A 15,884-nucleotide genomic window follows, 5' to 3' on the forward strand; every position below is an offset into this window, starting at 1 on the left:
GGTGCACGTCTCCACCGACTCCGGTGCCCCGTCCGTCGACCGGGGCCCCGCCCCCCGCAGGGCGAGCCTGCTGATCGGCGTCCTGGTCGTCTCGGCCTTCGTCATGATCCTCAACGAGACGATCCTGAGCGTCGCACTGCGCGACCTGACCGTCGACCTCGGCGTGTCGACGTCGACGGTGCAGTGGCTGACCAGCGGCTTCCTGCTGACCATGGCCGTGGTCATCCCGACCACCGGCTTCCTGCTCGACCGGTTCACGCCCCGGCAGATCTTCATCGTGTCGCTGAGCCTGTTCAGCCTCGGCACGCTGCTCAGCGCGATCGCGCCCGGGTTCGGGGTGCTGCTGGTGGGGCGGATCGTCCAGGCCTGCGGCACCGCGGTGATGCTGCCGCTGCTGATGACCTCGGTGATGCGGCTCGTCCCGATCGCCCGTCGTGGGGCCACCATGGGCACGATCACGATCGTCATCGCGGTCGCCCCGGCCGTCGGGCCGACGATCGGCGGCGCCGTGCTGGCCGGCCTGGGCTGGCGCTGGATGTTCTGGATCGTGCTGCCGCTGGCCGTCGCCGCCCTGGTGATCGGCGCCGTGTGGCTGCGTCTGGACAGCACCACCCGCGCGGTCCCGCTGGACGTGATGTCGGTGCTGCTCTCGGCGATCGGCTTCGGCGGGGTGCTCTACGGGCTCTCCACGCTCGGCGAGTCCTCCGGTGGCGGGCACGCCGTCCCGCCGTGGCTCCCCATCGTGGCCGGGGTGGTCGCGCTGGTCGTCTTCGTGGCCCGCCAGCTGCGCCTGCAGCGCGACGACCGCGCCCTGCTCGACCTGCGCCCGTTCACCCACCGGCCCTTCGCCGTCGCGATCGTCCTGAGCGTCCCGCTGTTCATGTGCCTGATCGGCGCCTCGGCGATCCTGCTGCCGCTCTACCTGCAGACCGTGCTCGGCACCAGCACGTTCGTCAGCGGGCTGGCGGTGCTGCCCGGCGGTCTGGTCCTCGGGCTGCTGGGACGCCCCGTCGGCGCGTTGTTCGACCGGTTCGGCGCCCGGCCGCTGGTGATCCCGGGTGCGGTCGCCATGGCGGCGTCGCTGTGGCTGTTCGCCACCCTGGGCCCGGCGTCGTCACTGAACGCGGTGATCGGCATCCACGTCCTGCTCATGGCCGGGCTCGGGCTGATGATGACGCCGCTGATGACCGAGTCGCTCGGCGTCCTGCCCGACCACCTGACCTCGCACGGCAGCGCCATCCTCTCGACGCTGCAGCAGGTCTCCGGCGCGTTCGGCACGGCGGTGTTCGTGACCGTCGCGGCGCTGGGCTCGGCGGCGCCGACCGGCAGTCCGGACGCCGACGGGCTGCAGACCGCGTTCGTCGTCGCCGGGTGCATCGGGCTGGTCGCGCTGGCGGCGTCGCTGTTCGTGCGGCGCCGGCCGGCCGTGTGGGCAGGGGCCGGCTCCGAGGTCGGCTCCGGAGTCAGCTGAACTCGGGCGGCTCGGCCTGGTGCTGGAAGACGATCGAGTCCTCGAAGGCCTCGACGTCGTTCGCGCCGCCGGGCGGGGTGTAGAGGTAGTCGCCGGGGCCGAGCGTCTTGTCGCCGATGCGGAGCCGGCCCGAGAAGACGAACAGCTCCTCGCCGGCGGGGTGGCGGTGGTCCGCGGTGGTGGCGCCGGCGGCGAAGCGGAGCACGGCCGCACCCGCCCCGGGTGCACCCGGCGGAAGCTCGCCCCGCTCGACTCCGGGTGCGGTCTCGCGCCAGGTGACGGCGTCGAGGGTCACGTGGTCCATGGCCATGTCGGTCTCCCTGTCGTGGTCGGGTTCCGGTGATCGACACTACGACGTCGGGCCGGCCCCGGCAGGGCTCACACCGCCGTGACCGCGTCCAGCCGCGACGGGTCCACCACGTACCCGGTGCGGCCGTCCGGCGCGGTGATGCGGGCCAGCATCGCCTCCGGTGGCGCGAGCGTCGTCTCCGCCGCCGCGCGCTCGCCGTCCTCGGTCCACCACATGCCCGTCCGCTCGTCGTCGGGGCCGCGGTGCAGCCGCAGCGGCACCGGCGGCCGTGTGGCGGGCTCGCCGTCCTCGGCGTAGCCCGCGGCGGCGAACAGCTCCACCCACTGCTCCGGATCGAGGCGCTGCGTCGGCCGCGCCGGCCCGGACCAGGCGTCGGCCACGGCGCGCGGGAGCACGTCGTCCCCGACCAGGTCGGCGTCGGTCAGCTCGACGAGCAGCGCGGGCACCCGCTCGTGACCGACGCGCGTCGCCGCGGTCGTCCATTCGGTACGGCTGAGCACGGCGCCGCGGTCGAGCAGGGCGTTGACGGTGATCTCGTACAGTCCTGCGCTCACGCCCGCCTCCCGGGGTCGACGACCTCCCGAAAGTACAAGATCCGCCCGTCCCGACCCGCGATGCTGGCACCGACCTCGACGAGCAGGACGGGAGAACAGGGTGCACGCGATCCGCATCATGCCCAACCTCCGGGTGGCCGACATCGGGGCCGCCCGGAGCTTCTACACCGGCTTCCTCGGCCTGGGCACCGAGGAGTTCGACCTGGGGTGGGTGGCCCGCTACACCTCCCCCGAGACCGGGGCGAACGTCCAGCTCGTCACCCGCGATGCGACCTCGGCCGAGGACGCGGCGATCTCCGTGCACACCCCCGACGTCGACGCCGCCTACGCCGAGGCGCAGTCCCTCGGCTACGAGATCGTGCACCCGCTGACCGTCGAGGAGTGGGGCGTGCGGCGGTTCCTGGTCCGGGCACCGGACGGGAACATCGTGAACGTCGTCGCGCATCGGGACTGAGCCGGTGTCCCGGACACCGTCCGGTGCGGTAGAGATAGCGGTGTCCTCCGTGTTCTCCACCTCCGGGATGGGATCGTCATGACCTCCGTTGTGCGAGAGCAGCCGCTGCCCGGCTCCCCCGACCTGCTGGCCTGGCTGCGCGGGGCCGTGCGCGACCCGTCGTCGCTGCACGCCCGGGCGACCGACCGGCTCGCCTACGCCCACGACGCCTCGCACTTCGCGCTCACCCCGCGCGCGGTGGTCACCGCCGCCGACGCCGACGAGGTCGGACGCCTGTTCGCCGCGTCCGCCGGCTCCGGGGTCCCGCTGACGTTCCGCTCCGGCGGGACCAGCCTGTCCGGGCAGGGCGGCACCGACGGGATCCTCGTCGACACGCGTCGGCACTTCCGCGACATCGAGGTCCTCGACGACGGCGCCCGCGTCCGGATCGGGCCCGGTGCGACGATCCGCCAGGTCAACGCCCGCCTGCAGCGATTCGGGCGCAAGCTCGGGCCGGACCCGGCCAGCGAGGGCGCCTGCACCGTCGGAGGGGTCGTCGCCAACAACTCCAGCGGGATGGCCTGCGGCACCGTCGCGAACAGCTACGCCACCCTCGACTCGGTGGTGCTCGTGCTGCCGTCCGGCACCGTCGTCGACACCGCCGCACCCGACGCCGACGAGCGGCTGCGCGCCCTGGAGCCCGCCCTGCACGCCGGGCTGGCGCGCCTGCGCGACCACGTCCGCGGCGAGCCCGCGCTGCGCAAGCACGTCGAGGCGCAGTTCTCGATGAAGAACACCATGGGCTACGGGCTGAACTCGCTGCTCGACCACACCCGGCCGTCGGACATCCTGGCCCACCTGACCGTGGGCAGCGAGGGCACGCTGGGGTTCATCGCCTCGGTCGTCATGCGGACCGTCCCGGTGCTCGCACACGCCCGGACCGGGCTGCTCGTGTTCGACGATCTCGCCGCCGCCACCGGCGCCCTCCCCGCCCTCGTCGGGACCGGTCCCGCGACGATCGAGCTCCTCGACGCCACGTCGCTGCGCGTGGGCCAGGCGGACCCGCAGGCCGACGAGCTGCTGCGCACGCTGGCCGTCGACAACCACGCCGCGCTGCTGCTGGAGTACCAGGCCGACTCCGCCGCCGAGGCCGACGACCTGGCCGGATCGGCGCGCGGGGTCCTCGACACGCTGCCGCTGGTGGGGGCCGGGTCGCTGACGTCGGAGCCGGCCACCCGCGCCGGGTACTGGCACATCCGCAAGGGCCTCTACGCGATGGTCGCCGGTGCCCGCCCGCAGGGCACGACGGCGCTGCTCGAGGACGTCGTCGTCCCGGTCCCCGAGCTGCTGCCCACCTGCGTGGAGCTGACGTCGATGTTCGACCGTCACGACTACCGCGACTGCGTGATCTTCGGCCACGCCAAGGACGGCAACATCCACTTCATGCTCACCGAGCGCCTCGGCGACGGCGCGCCGCTGGACCGGTTCGCCCGGTTCACCGACGAGATGGTCGAGCTGGTCCTGGGCCACGGCGGCTCGCTCAAGGCCGAGCACGGCACCGGCCGGATGATGGCACCGTTCGTGCGCCGCCAGTACGGCGACGAGCTCTACGACGTGATGCGCGAGATCAAGCGGCTCTGCGACCCGCGGGGGCTGCTCAACCCGGGCGTCGTGCTCACCGACGAGCCCGAGGGACACCTGCAGCACCTCAAGTCCTCCCCGCCCGTCGAGGACGAGGTCGACCGCTGCGTGGAGTGCGGGTTCTGCGAGCCCGTCTGCCCCAGCCGGGACCTGACGACCACCCCGCGGCAGCGGATCGTGCTGCGCCGCGAGACCGAACGGGCCCGCCGGGACGGCGACACCGCGCTGGTCGAGCAGCTGGAGCGCGAGTACGCCTACGACGGCATCGACACCTGCGCCGCGGACGGCATGTGCCAGACCGCGTGTCCGGTGCTGATCAACACCGGTGACCTGGTCACGCGGCTGCGCGCCGAGCAGGCGGGGACGCTGGCGTCGAAGGGCTGGACCGTCGCCGCGAAGCACTGGGACGCCACGACCCGGGCCGCGGCCGCGGCGCTGAGCACCGCCACGTTCCTGCCGGACCCGGTCGTGACGCGGGCGAACGCCGTGGCGCGCAGAGCTGACGACACTCTCCCTCTCTGGTCCCCCGAGCTTCCCGCCGGCGGGCGTCGCCGGGACGTGCCGGCGGCCCCGACGGCGCCGGTCGCCGTCCTGTTCTCCTCCTGCACCGGCACCATGTTCGGCGCGGCCACCGAGGGCCCCGGCGCGACGGCGGCGTTCCGGACGCTGTGCGAGCGGGCGGGCGTGCCGGTCACGACACCGTCGGCCATGCCGTCGCTGTGCTGCGGGACGCCGTGGAAGTCCAAGGGGATGTCCCGCGGCTACGACGAGATGTCGTCCCGCGTCCTGCCCGCGCTGTGGGAGGCGACCCGGTCCGGTTCGCTGCCGGTCGTCGGAGACGCCTCCTCCTGCACCGAAGGCCTCCGGCTGATGATCGAGAAGGGGCCGGAGCGGTACCGGTCGCTGCGGGTCGTCGACGCGGTGGCGTTCGTCGCCGAGCACGTGCTGCCCCGTCTGACCGTGAGCGATCCGGTCGGGCCGGTCGCGCTGCACCCGACGTGCTCGGCGACGCGTCTCGGCGTGGCCGGCGCGCTGCGGGACGTCACGGCGGCCGTCGCGTCGTCGGTGACCGTCCCCGACGAGTGGGGGTGCTGCGGCTTCGCCGGCGACCGCGGGCTGCTGCACCCGGAGCTGACGGAGTCCGCGACCGCCCGTCAGGCCGCCGAGCTCGACCGGCGGGGCCCGTTCGACGCCCACGTCTCCTGCAACCGCACCTGCGAGCTGGGAATGACACGCGCGACCGGGCGTCCGTACGAGAACGTGCTCGAGCTCGTCGAACGGGCGACACGGCCCGCCTGAACCGCGCCCCGCCCGGGACCGGGCCCGCCCGAGCCCATGCCGACCGCCCACCAGCCGTCCGAGACCGGCGGCGCCCGCCCTGACCTCGGCGTCAATCCGGTGTTCGCCCGGGAGCCGGTCCGGGTGCCGCGCTTCACGCTGCCCGAGAGCGAGCTCGACGCCGACGTCGCCTACCAGGTGGTGCACCCGCCTACACGTTCCCCGCCCACCGCGAGGACATCGCGGCGCTGCGCATCGTGGTGCGCAACGGCTTCTCCCCCGACCTCGCCGATCTCCTCCTCGACGATCTGCGTCGGGTCGTGGAACGACTGGGGAAGCAGAGCACGCCGCGACGCGGCACCGAGTCGTCATCGTTCTCGCACGGGGCTCAACGCGCGCTGGGTTCGTAGCCGCGCCGGGTTCGTAGCCGCGCCGCGTTCGTAGCTCGCCGGGCCGCCGGGCCGCCGGGTCGCCGGGTCGCCGGGTCGCCGGGTCGCCGGGTCGCCGGGTCGCCGGGTCGCTGGGTCGCTGGGTCGCTGGGTCGCTGGGTCGCTGGGTCGCTGGGTCGCTGGGTCGCTGGGTCGCTGGGTCGCTGGGTCGCTGGGTCGCTGGGTCGCTGGGTCGCTGGGTCGCTGGGTCGCTGGGTCGCTGGGAAAGCAGCGTCCCCCTCGCTTTCGAACCGCGCTCGGCGTGCGCCGAACGGCCTCTGAGCTGCGTCGACAGGCCTTGATACGAACATGCGTTCGAGTATGATGGAGGCATGTCCACCGGACGGGTCGCCGCAGCGCACGACCGCCTCATCGAGGCCGTCGAAGAACTCCGCGCCGCCACCCTGGGCGCGAGTGACACCGAGCAGATCAACGTGCTCATCGCCTGCGAGGCCGCCCGCCGGCGCCTCGACCACCTCTCCGTCGAGGTCCTCGCGAGTGCCGAGCGGCGCGACGTGTTCACCTCCCGCGGCTACAAGACCAGCTCCGCCGCCCTCGCCGACCTCCTCGGCTGGGAACGCTTCGAGGCCCGCCGGCACGCGATGGCCGCCGAGAACGTGGTCGGCAAGACCGCCCTCGACGGCACTGCGTTGCCGCCGCGCCTGCCTGCCACCGCGGAGGTGTTCGACACCGGCCGGACCAGCCTGCGCCATGTCGAGGTCGTGGCGAAGGTGCTCGGGACCCGCGCCGCGGAGCGGCTCTCTCCCGAGGTGTGGGCGGCCGCGGAGGCGCAGATCGGCGCCAAGGCCGCCGAGTACACCCCGAACGAGCTGCAGGTGTGGGGCACCGCGCTGGTCGACAAGCTGGACCAGGACGGCCCGGAGCCCGATGACGACCGGCCGGAGCCGGAGGTCAACGAGCTGCGAATCGTCCGTCATCGCAACCGGCCGGGCGGGAAGATCACCGGACGCTTCGACGACGCCGCCATGTTCGACACCATCGCCACCGTCATCGACGCCAAGTCCAAGCCCACCTCCTCCGACGAGACCCGCGAACCGGCGCAGCGCCAGGCCGAGGCCCTGGCCGAGGTGTGCGCGTTCGCCCTGTCCCACGGACCCACGGGGCTGGTGCCCGAGACCGGTGGGCGTCGCCCCCAGATCTCGGTGATCATCTCGCTGGAGGACCTGGAGAAGCGCGCGAAGACCGGGATGCTCGACTTCGGCGGACGCACCTCCACAGAAACCCTGCGGATGATGGCCTGCGACTCCGCGGTCATCCCCATCGTCTTCGACGGCAAGGGCCAGCCCCTCGACGTCGGACGCGCCACCCGCACCATCCCCGACGGTCTCCGCCGCGCGGTCGTCGCCCGCGACCGCGGCTGCGCCCACCCGGGCTGTGATCGGCCGCCGTCGTGGTGCGAGGTCCACCACGTCATCCCGTGGGAAGAACACGGCGAAACCAAGATCGACAACCTGGTCATGCTCTGCCGACAACACCACCGGTTGATCCACCACCCCGGATGGGACGTCCGCATCCAGGACGGACTGCCGGAGTTCCTGCCGCCCGCCTGGATCGACCCGACCCGGACACCACGTCGCCGCCCCGCGCCGATGATCGACATCCCCGCGCCACGGCGCTCCGCGCAGTCCGAACCGGAAGCCGACTCCGAGCACTCACCGGCGCCCCGGGAAGGTGCCCCCTCGCCCGCCATCGCCACGGAGTCCGGTCGCCCACCGCGCATCCGCATCGCGAACCTCGACGACCTCTTCGGCATGCCCGCTCCATGACCGGGGTGCAGTCATGCCGTCCTACGAAACCGCGACTATGGGCGAGCGCGGTTGAGGTGGGGTCGGCACTCATGTCGACCTCGACATGACACCACAGCTCGCCGTCTGCTTCCGCACCGCGCACCCGCCGAGTGTCAACCGTTGCACCGTCCTGCATCACGAGCGACTTGTGGAGCACTCGCCAAAGCGCGAACCAGGAGGGCCCACATCGGCCGGACTCCGGCTCCTGCCTCGGACCGTCGCCGAGATGAGCGGTGACGGCGAGAATGGCGACGTGATCATCGCCGTCGAGGGACCGAGCGCGGCGGGCAAGACGACGTGGTGCTCCCGCCAGCCTTGGCCTGTCGTGGCCGAGTACCAGCCCACGGGACACGAGCCGCCCGACGACGTCGACGAGTCCCGGCGGGCCGCCTACTGGGTGGACGTCGACGTCGGACGGTGGGGGCGGGCGCGGACGCTGGAGAGGGGCAACCCGATCGTGCTGTGCGACGGCGACCCCGTGAAGCTGCACTACTCCTGGTGCCTCGCCCGCGTCGGCGCGGCGCCCTGGTCGAGGTTCGACGAGCAGCTCCGCCACGCGCGGGCCGCGTTCGCTGCGGGACGGCTGGGGATGGCCGACCTGGTGATGGTGTCGATCCCGTCGGTGGAGACCCTGCACCGACGCAGGGCGGCGGACCGCACACGCCGCCGGCGCTCGTTCGACCTTCATGTGTCGCTGCGCGAGTCCTTGCGGGAGTGGCACTCCGCCGTCGAATCGGCCGATCCGGGTCGGGTGGTGTGGTCGTTCCCACCGGACGGTGTACCGGCACCGGCCCGTCGACGCTCCGGGTCCGGCGGTCCCGCCCTGCTCGAGCGACTCGTCACGGGACTGCCCGCAGGCGTCCGTCGACCCTGATCGATTCTCGGGGACGTCGACCTCTCCTACGCTCTTGACCTTGACACCGTGTGAAGGTGCTGACTGGGGAAGGAGGTGGTTCCCATGACGACATCGACGACACCACGATCGGCCGCGCGGCTGGGCCGGGCCCTCGACGCGCCCGGATCGTCCGAGAGGCTGCAGGCCGTCCTCGCGGCCGGAACGATGCCGGAGCCCGGGTTCGTCGACATCCTGGTGGCCCGGTGCGGTGTCGAGCCCGACTTCTACGTGCGCGACATGCTGACCTGGGCCCTGACCCGCCATCCCGCTGACGTCACCGTCCCCCTCCTGCTCGACGAGGTCCGGGCGGGATCGACGCAGGCGCGCAGCCAGGCGTTGCACACGTTGTCCAAGGTCGGCGACCCACGCGGGTGGCGGGCCGTCACGACCGCGGTGCTGCAGGACCCCGACGACGACGTGGCCCGTGCCGCGTGGCGGACCGCCGTCGTCCTGGTTCCGGACGGGGCCGAGGCGGGGCTGGCGGCGACGCTGGCGACCCAGCTCGGCCGTGGCGGGCGGGACGTCCGGCTGAGCCTCAGCCGGGCGATGGCCGGCCTGGGCGACGCAGCGGAGGCGGTCCTGGCGGAGGCGGCCACACGGGGTGGCGTCGAGGCGCGCATCCACGCGGTCGCCACGCGACGCCTGCTGGGCGACCCGGACGAGGCGTTCGACGCCTCGGTCTTCGAGGCCCGGCGCATCGTGGCGCTCATGGACGCCCCCGAGCCGGACGCCCCCGGGCCGGACGCCCCGCCGGTGGACCAGCCTCCGGACGGCGGCGCCCGTGCGGATCGGTGAGGTGGCGCGGCGTTCGGGCATCAGTGCCCGGATGCTGCGCCACTACGACTCCGTCGGGCTCGTGCCGCCCACGGGACGCACGGCGGCCGGGTACCGCGAGTACTCCGAGGCCGACCTGCAGCGCCTGTTCCACGTCGAGAGCCTGCGGTCCCTAGGCCTGTCGCTGGTCGAGGTGCAGCGCGCCCTCGACGACCCGGCGTTCGCCCCGTCCGACGTCGTGGACCGGCTGGTCACGGCCACACGGGAACGCATCGCCCGCGAGGAGGAGCTGCTGCACCGCCTGCAGCGGGTGCGGTCGAGCGGCCCCGAGCGCTGGGCCGACGCGCTGCACGTCGTGTCGCTGATGCGCGAGCTGCAGTCCGGTGACCCGTCGCGGCGGCAGACGAGCGCGCTCTCGACGGCCGGGAGCGGGCCCTCCCACCGTGCCGCCACGCTCGCCGAGGCCCTGCTCGCCGAGACCGACCCGAACGTCGCCGGCGCGCTGCGCTGGGCGGTGGAGCGGTCGGACGCGGCCGACGAGGCGCTGGCGGTCCTGGTCCCGGCGCTGGACTCGCCCGAGGGACCGGTCCGACGGCGCGCCGTGGCCACGATCGCGGAGCTGGCCGGTGACCGGGCGGGCGCCGTGCTCACCGGAGCCCTCGACCACACGGACCAGGCGGTCCGCCACACCGCCGCCCTCGCGCTGGGTACGCGGGGCGAGCTCGGCGCGGTACCGGTGCTGACGGAGATGGTGGTCGGGGGTCACCTCGACGTCGACGCCGCGGAGACGCTGGGCTCGCTGGCCCGCCGCCACGACACGGCCGGGTCCCTGGCCGGGGAGATCGCCGAGGAGATCCGCAAGCGGCGCGCCGGATCGGCGGCGCGGATCCGGCTCGCGCAGGCCCTGGGCGAGCTGCCCGCCGCGGCGACGCGACCGATCCTCGACACGCTGAGCCGCGGGGCGGACGCCGACGTCGCGCGGATAGCGACGTACCTGCTCCAGCTCTCCGACGAGCAGGGCTGAACCGCTACGCCGGACCGTCCAGGCCGTCGAGCACGCGTTCGGCGATGTCGCCGAGGACGCGCACCTCCTCCGCGGTGAGCCGGTCGAGCACGACCTCACGCACCGTCTCGACGTGACGCGGTGCCGCGCGCTCGATGGCGCGCCGGCCGTCGTCGGTCAGCACGATGAACGCGCCCCGCCCGTCGTCCGGGCAGTCCTCGCGGGCCACCAGGCCGCGGCGCTGCATGCGCGACAGGTGGTGCGAGAGCCGGCTCTTCTCCCACTGCAACGACTCGGCGAGCTCCAGCACGCGGGCCCGTGGCTGTTCCCCGGGATCCCGGGCCCGATCGGTGAGCTGGACCAGGACGTCGAAGTCGGCCAGCGACAGACCGGAGTCCGCCTGCAGCTGGCGGTGCAGCCGCGCGGTCACCTTCGCCTGCATCGACAGGTAGCCGCGCCAGGCGCGTCGCTCGTCGTCGTCGAGCCACCGGGTCTCCGTCACGCGACCGAGTCTAACGGAATAGTTGACGCATCAACCACGTTCCTCCAGTATCTGCATGACACGTCAACCAGTTGGGGAGTGATTCCGATGACCGACACCGCCACACGCGCCGCCGAGCAGGACGCGGTCCGGGCACGGCTGCGCGAGGAGTACCTCGCCCCGCCCGCCGAGCGGCCGGCGTCGAGCGCGCGGGGGCTGCACCACACCGCACTGCTCTCGCAGGACGTGCGACGCACGATCGACTTCTACCAGGGCGTCCTGGAGTTCCCGCTCACCGAGCTGATCGAGAACCGGGACTACGCGGGCTCGTCGCACTTCTTCTTCGACATCGGCAACGGCAACCTGCTCGCCTTCTTCGACTTCCCCGGGCTCGACCTGGGCCCCTACGCCGAGGTGCTGGGCGGCCTGCACCACATGGCGATCTCCGTCGACCCCGAGCGGTGGGAGCACCTGCAGGGCAAGCTCGACGCAGCGGGCGTCGAGTACGTCGTACACAGCGGCGTGTCGATCTACTTCACCGACCCCGACGGCGCACGCATCGAGCTGATCGCGGACCCACTCGGCGAGATGTACGGCCACCACGTCCTCTGACACCACACCGTTCCGGGGCGTGAGCCCCCGCGGCACCACCAGAGAGGAACCAGCGCACATGAGCGACATCGCACCCGCCGGACTGCACCACGTGACGGCGATCGCGGCCGACCCCCAGGAGAACGTGGACTTCTACGCCCGCGCCCTGGGCCTGCGGCTGATCAAGCAGACGGTCAACTTCGACGCACCGGACGTCTACCACCTCTACTACGGCGACGCGTCCGGCACACCGGCGTCGATCCTGACGTTCTTCCCCTGGAAGGGCGTGCACGCCGGGCACAACGGCGCCGGCCTGACCACCGCCACCGCGTTCGGCGTCCCGCCGGAGTCGATCGGCTTCTGGCAGAACCGGCTCACCGACCTGAAGGTCGACCACGACGCCCCCGTCGACCGGGACGGCGCCGAGGTCCTGACCCTGCGCGACCCGCACGGCCTCGTGATCGACCTCGTCGCCTCGCCCGGGGACACCCGCTCCGGATGGGACGGCGCCGCGGGCATCCCCTCCGAGCACGCCGTCCGCGGCCTGCACTCGGTGACCCTGTCCGAGGCCCAGCTCGAGCCCACCCAGCGGATGCTCTCGGAGATGCTGGGGATGAGCCTGTCCTCCGAGGCCGGCGACCGGTCGCGGTTCGTGATGCCCGGCGACGGGCCGGCCACGCTCGTGGACGTCGCCGCCGAGACCCGCGGGCGGGGCCTGCAGGCCGGTGGCACCGTGCACCACGTCGCGTTCCGGGCGCCGGACTCGGCGACGCAGCTGCGCTGGCGCCAGGAGCTGGTCGAGGCCGGGATCGACGTAACTGAGGTCAAGGACCGGCAGTACTTCACCTCGATCTACTTCCACGAGCCCGGTGGCGTGCTGTTCGAGATCGCGACCGACCAGCCCGGGTTCACCGTCGACGAGCCGCTGCTCACCCTCGGCCGCGAGCTGAAGCTCCCGCCGTGGCTCGAGCCCAGCCGCGAGCAGATCGCCCGCGGCCTGCCGACGCTGCAGGTGCCCGACGACGTCCACGGGAACGACCGGTGAGCGCCGGATTGGAACGCCCGCACGTCTGGGTGCCCGGCACCGGCGCCACTCCCCTGCTGCTCCTGCACGGCACCGGCGGCGACGAGCACGACCTGCTGGCGCTGCGCGAGCACATCGCCCCGGACGCACCGGTGCTCTCGGTGCGCGGGGCGGTGTCGGAGAACGGGATGCCGCGGTTCTTCCGGCGGCTGCGCGAGGGCGTCTTCGACGAGGACGACATCCGGTTCCGCGTCGACGAGCTCGCCGCGTTCCTCGCCGCCGCGGAGAAGGAGTACGGGGTGACGCCGGGCGCCTGGACCGCGGTCGGGTTCTCCAACGGCGCCAACATCGCCTCGGCGCTGCTGTTCGGCCACCCGGGAGCACTGACCGCCGCGGTGCTGCTGGCCGCGATGGTGCCCTACCGCGACGGCCCGCCGGCCGCGGACCTGACCGGTAAGCGGGTCCTGCTGTCCAACGGCCGCCGCGACCCGATGGCCACCGCCGACCACACCACACGCCTGACCGACCAGCTGCGCACCGCGGGCGCCGACGTCACCGATCTTCCCCACGACGGCGGGCACGGCATCGACGCACGCCTGCTCCCCCGCGTCGCAGAATGGGTCACCGGCTGACCCCGTCCCGCCCCGAGGAGAACCCCATGTCCGACCAGGACACGATCGCCCTGCGCCACGCGCCGGACCGGAGCCTCTACGCCGTCGACGTCGACGGCGAGGAGGTCGGGTTCGCGGCCTACGTCGACTCGGACGGCCGGCGGATCTTCTTCCACACCGTCGTCGACGAGCGGTTCGGTGGCCGTGGCCTGGCCGGGAAGGTCGTCGCGTACGCCCTGGCCGACACCCGCGAGGCCGGGCTGCGGATCGTGGCGATGTGCCCCTACGTCGCGAAGTACGTGACCACCCACCACGAGGTCGACGACCTGCTCGACCCGGTCACGACGGCGGCGCGCGCCGCCGTCCGCGACGCCCAGGGCTGACGGCCGAGGCTGCGGGAACAACAGGGCCCCTCCCGCGGTTCCACCAGCATGGTTGACACATCAACCAGCAACGGCTCCGCGGAAGGGGAGGACCAGACATGAACACCCTGACCGATCGTTACGACCGGGCGACGTTCCTGTTCGCCGCCGGCGACCACATCGAGGCCTCCCGTGCTCTGGCCGACCTCGTCGCCGACGAGCCGGCCTCGAGCAGCCTGCGTCTCCTGCTGGCTCGGGCGTACTACCACTCCGCCCAGCTCGGCCGCGCCGAGCAGGAGCTGCGGACGCTGGTCGAGCAGAACCCGGTCGACGTCTACGCCCGTCTGCTGCTGGGGCGCACCCTGCAGCGGCAGAGCCGGCACGACGACGCGGCGGCCCACCTGCGCCTCGCCGAGGCGATGAGCCCGGCCGCCTGACCGGCACCGTCCACGAGCGGGCCCGGCGCGAGCACCTCGCGCCGGGCCCGTTCGCGTGGGCTCACCGCACCAGGCCGCGGAACGACCCGATCGCGTGCTCCAGCTCGGACACCGCGACGTTCTCGTCGACGGCATGCATCCGCGCCGGGTCCCCCGGGCCCCAGATCGCGATCGGGACGCCGGGCAGCACCGGGGCGAGGACCGAGGCGTCGGTGAAGTAGCGGACCGGCTCGGAGGCCGGGTCGCGCCGTGCGACCCACGGGTCGCCTGCGCTGGTCGTGACGGCGGGCAGCCGCGAGGTCACGGTCACCTCGTCGGCCTCGGGCTGGCGCTCCCACCACGCCAGGAGGTCGGCGCCGTCTCCGACGATCCGGTGGTCGAGACGGGCCTCGGCGCGGTCGGGGACGATGTTGGTCGCGGTGCCGCCGGACAGCGTCCCCAGGTTGAGCGTCTCCGGGCCCAGGTACGGGTCGGCGCCCAGCGGCAGCTCGGTGCGCGCCCGGACGGTCAGGTCGGCCAGGCGCGCGATCGCGTTCACACCCAGGTCGGGCGTGCTGCCGTGGGCCGCCCGCCCACGTGAGACGACCCGGAGCCAGAGTGCCCCGCGGTGCCCGAGGTGGACGCGGTTGTGGGTCGCCTCCGGGATCACCACGGCGGACGGGGACAGGGCGCGCACGGCGTCGCGTGCCTGCGCCGCGCCCAGGCAGCCGACCTCCTCGTCGCTGGTCAGCAGAAGTGCGGCGGGTGTCCCGCGGCGGGCCGCCTCGACGAGCCCGGCCGCCGAGGCGACCACCCCGGCCTTCATGTCCGACGCCCCGCGGCCGTGGACCAGGCCGTCGGCGATCTCACCGCCGAACGGGTCGACGCTCCAGTCGGCGGTCGAGCCGACGGGCACCGTGTCGACGTGGCAGGCGAACAGCACGGGCGCGGTGCCGCCGGTGCCCAGCAGCGCCCAGGGGTGGTCGCCGTCGAGCTCGCTCTCGCACCGGACGTCGGGGGCGATCGCCCGCACGGCCGCCAGGACCGTCTCGATCACCGCGACCTGCCCGTCCGGGCCACCGGAGACGCTGCGCTGCCGCACGAGGGTCGAGAGCAGCTCGGCCGCGCCCTGTTCGGTGCCGTTCCAGGTGCCGTGTGCCACGGGTGCTCCGTCCGGTCGGGGGTGACCACCTTCGCAGGGAGGGTCGCGGAGGTCGCCGTCACGGTGCCCGCTCGGCCGGCCGTCGCTGCGGTAGAACGACGGGCGACGGGTGATCACCCCGGCCCGTCGCCGCACCGCCCACCCGAGGAGCCCCCATGACCACGGCCGGGACCCCCACCGCCGACCTCTACGACGACCTCGGCGAGGCCCTGGACTCCTGCGACGTCCAGTTCCGCCAGTTCGGCGGCCGCACGCGGTTCCACGGCCCCGTCGTCACCGTGCACTGCTTCGAGGACAACGCGCTGCTCAAGTCGGTCCTGTCCGAGCCCGGCGAGGGCCGGGTGCTCGTGGTCGACGGCGGCGGGTCGCTGCACCGGGCGCTGATCGGCGACGTGATCGCCGGGCTCGCCGTGGGCAACGGGTGGGCGGGGGTCGTCGTGCATGGCGCGGTCCGCGACGTCGCGGCCCTGCGCGACCTCGACATCGGGATCAAGGCGCTCGGCTCGAACCCGCGCAAGTCGACGAAGACCGGCGCCGGGCGCCGCGACGTGCCGGTCACGTTCGGGACCGCCAGCTTCGCCCCTGGCGACGTCCTGCACAGCGACGAGGACGGCATCGTGGTCGAGCACCCCTAGCCCGTCG

The 15,884-nt window shown here is 73.4% G+C and carries 17 protein-coding genes; 13 read left to right on the top strand and 4 right to left on the bottom strand.

Annotation, left to right across the window (positions count from 1 at the left end; translation table 11 throughout):
• Position 1 precedes the first annotated feature (1 nt).
• Positions 2 to 1,471 (top strand): DHA2 family efflux MFS transporter permease subunit, encoded by a 1,470-nt coding sequence (locus EV383_RS18270; RefSeq protein ID WP_130291032.1) that lies wholly within the window; start codon positions 2 to 4, stop codon positions 1,469 to 1,471.
• On the opposite strand, the gene EV383_RS18275 is transcribed toward EV383_RS18270, so the two are convergent.
• Both EV383_RS18275 and EV383_RS18280 read right to left on the bottom strand, forming a co-directional pair.
• Positions 1,464 to 1,781 (bottom strand): cupin domain-containing protein, encoded by a 318-nt coding sequence (locus EV383_RS18275; protein ID WP_130291033.1) that lies wholly within the window; start codon positions 1,779 to 1,781, stop codon positions 1,464 to 1,466. The genes EV383_RS18270 and EV383_RS18275 overlap by 8 nt on opposite strands.
• A gap of 68 nt (positions 1,782 to 1,849) precedes the next feature.
• Positions 1,850 to 2,335 (bottom strand): hypothetical protein, encoded by a 486-nt coding sequence (locus tag EV383_RS18280; RefSeq protein ID WP_130291034.1) that lies wholly within the window; start codon positions 2,333 to 2,335, stop codon positions 1,850 to 1,852.
• Positions 2,336 to 2,435: 100 nt separating this feature from the next.
• Between EV383_RS18280 and EV383_RS18285 the strand changes: the two genes are divergently transcribed.
• The 6 genes from EV383_RS18285 to EV383_RS18315 all read left to right on the top strand — a co-directional run bounded on the left by EV383_RS18285 (position 2,436) and on the right by EV383_RS18315 (position 10,616).
• Complete coding sequence (locus EV383_RS18285; RefSeq protein ID WP_130291035.1) at positions 2,436 to 2,789, top strand: VOC family protein; 354 nt, start codon at positions 2,436 to 2,438, stop codon at positions 2,787 to 2,789.
• 78 nt (positions 2,790 to 2,867) lie between these two features.
• On the top strand, positions 2,868 to 5,708 hold the full coding sequence (locus EV383_RS18290) for an FAD-binding and (Fe-S)-binding domain-containing protein (RefSeq protein WP_130291036.1): 2,841 nt from the start codon (positions 2,868 to 2,870) through the stop codon (positions 5,706 to 5,708).
• A gap of 739 nt (positions 5,709 to 6,447) precedes the next feature.
• Entirely contained in the window at positions 6,448 to 7,902 is a 1,455-nt protein-coding gene (locus EV383_RS18300; RefSeq protein WP_130291037.1) for an HNH endonuclease signature motif containing protein, read from the top strand.
• Positions 7,903 to 8,149: 247 nt separating this feature from the next.
• A complete protein-coding gene (locus EV383_RS18305) occupies positions 8,150 to 8,797 on the top strand; it encodes a hypothetical protein (protein WP_130291038.1) in 648 nt (215 codons plus the stop codon).
• 84 nt (positions 8,798 to 8,881) lie between these two features.
• The gene (locus tag EV383_RS18310) at positions 8,882 to 9,613 is read left to right on the top strand and encodes a HEAT repeat domain-containing protein (protein ID WP_242623183.1); all 732 of its coding nucleotides are present in this window, start codon (positions 8,882 to 8,884) and stop codon (positions 9,611 to 9,613) included.
• A gap of 1 nt (position 9,614) precedes the next feature.
• Positions 9,615 to 10,616 (top strand): HEAT repeat domain-containing protein, encoded by a 1,002-nt coding sequence (locus EV383_RS18315; protein WP_242623184.1) that lies wholly within the window; start codon positions 9,615 to 9,617, stop codon positions 10,614 to 10,616.
• A gap of 4 nt (positions 10,617 to 10,620) precedes the next feature.
• Here EV383_RS18315 and EV383_RS18320 read toward each other — a convergent pair whose 3' ends face one another.
• Positions 10,621 to 11,037 (bottom strand): MarR family winged helix-turn-helix transcriptional regulator, encoded by a 417-nt coding sequence (locus EV383_RS18320; protein WP_130294687.1) that lies wholly within the window; start codon positions 11,035 to 11,037, stop codon positions 10,621 to 10,623.
• A 147-nt stretch (positions 11,038 to 11,184) separates the two neighbouring features.
• On the opposite strand from EV383_RS18320, the gene EV383_RS18325 reads away from it, so the two are divergent.
• From EV383_RS18325 to EV383_RS18345, 5 genes are all read left to right on the top strand, one after another.
• Positions 11,185 to 11,688 carry a VOC family protein gene (locus EV383_RS18325; protein WP_130291040.1) on the top strand — a complete coding sequence of 168 codons (504 nt, stop codon included), beginning with the start codon at positions 11,185 to 11,187 and terminating at the stop codon, positions 11,686 to 11,688.
• Positions 11,689 to 11,746: 58 nt separating this feature from the next.
• The gene (locus tag EV383_RS18330; RefSeq protein WP_130291041.1) at positions 11,747 to 12,712 is read left to right on the top strand and encodes a ring-cleaving dioxygenase; all 966 of its coding nucleotides are present in this window, start codon (positions 11,747 to 11,749) and stop codon (positions 12,710 to 12,712) included.
• Entirely contained in the window at positions 12,709 to 13,323 is a 615-nt protein-coding gene (locus EV383_RS18335; protein ID WP_130291042.1) for an alpha/beta hydrolase, read from the top strand. The genes EV383_RS18330 and EV383_RS18335 overlap by 4 nt, the downstream gene beginning before the upstream one ends.
• Complete coding sequence (locus EV383_RS18340; RefSeq protein WP_341273739.1) at positions 13,308 to 13,685, top strand: GNAT family N-acetyltransferase; 378 nt, start codon at positions 13,308 to 13,310, stop codon at positions 13,683 to 13,685. The genes EV383_RS18335 and EV383_RS18340 overlap by 16 nt, the downstream gene beginning before the upstream one ends.
• 98 nt (positions 13,686 to 13,783) lie before the next feature.
• The gene (locus EV383_RS18345; protein ID WP_130291044.1) at positions 13,784 to 14,101 is read left to right on the top strand and encodes a tetratricopeptide repeat protein; all 318 of its coding nucleotides are present in this window, start codon (positions 13,784 to 13,786) and stop codon (positions 14,099 to 14,101) included.
• A gap of 61 nt (positions 14,102 to 14,162) precedes the next feature.
• On the opposite strand, the gene EV383_RS18350 is transcribed toward EV383_RS18345, so the two are convergent.
• Positions 14,163 to 15,242: a M20 family metallopeptidase gene (locus EV383_RS18350; RefSeq protein ID WP_130291045.1), complete on the bottom strand. Its 1,080-nt coding sequence runs from the start codon at positions 15,240 to 15,242 to the stop codon at positions 14,163 to 14,165.
• A gap of 155 nt (positions 15,243 to 15,397) precedes the next feature.
• Here EV383_RS18350 and rraA point away from each other — a divergent pair, with 155 nt between their 5' ends.
• Positions 15,398 to 15,877, top strand: a complete 480-nt coding sequence (rraA, locus tag EV383_RS18355) for a ribonuclease E activity regulator RraA (protein WP_130291046.1) — start codon at positions 15,398 to 15,400, stop codon at positions 15,875 to 15,877.
• Positions 15,878 to 15,884 lie beyond the last annotated feature (7 nt).

It is taken from the genome of Pseudonocardia sediminis, assembly GCF_004217185.1.
Lineage (GTDB): Bacteria > Actinomycetota > Actinomycetes > Mycobacteriales > Pseudonocardiaceae > Pseudonocardia > Pseudonocardia sediminis.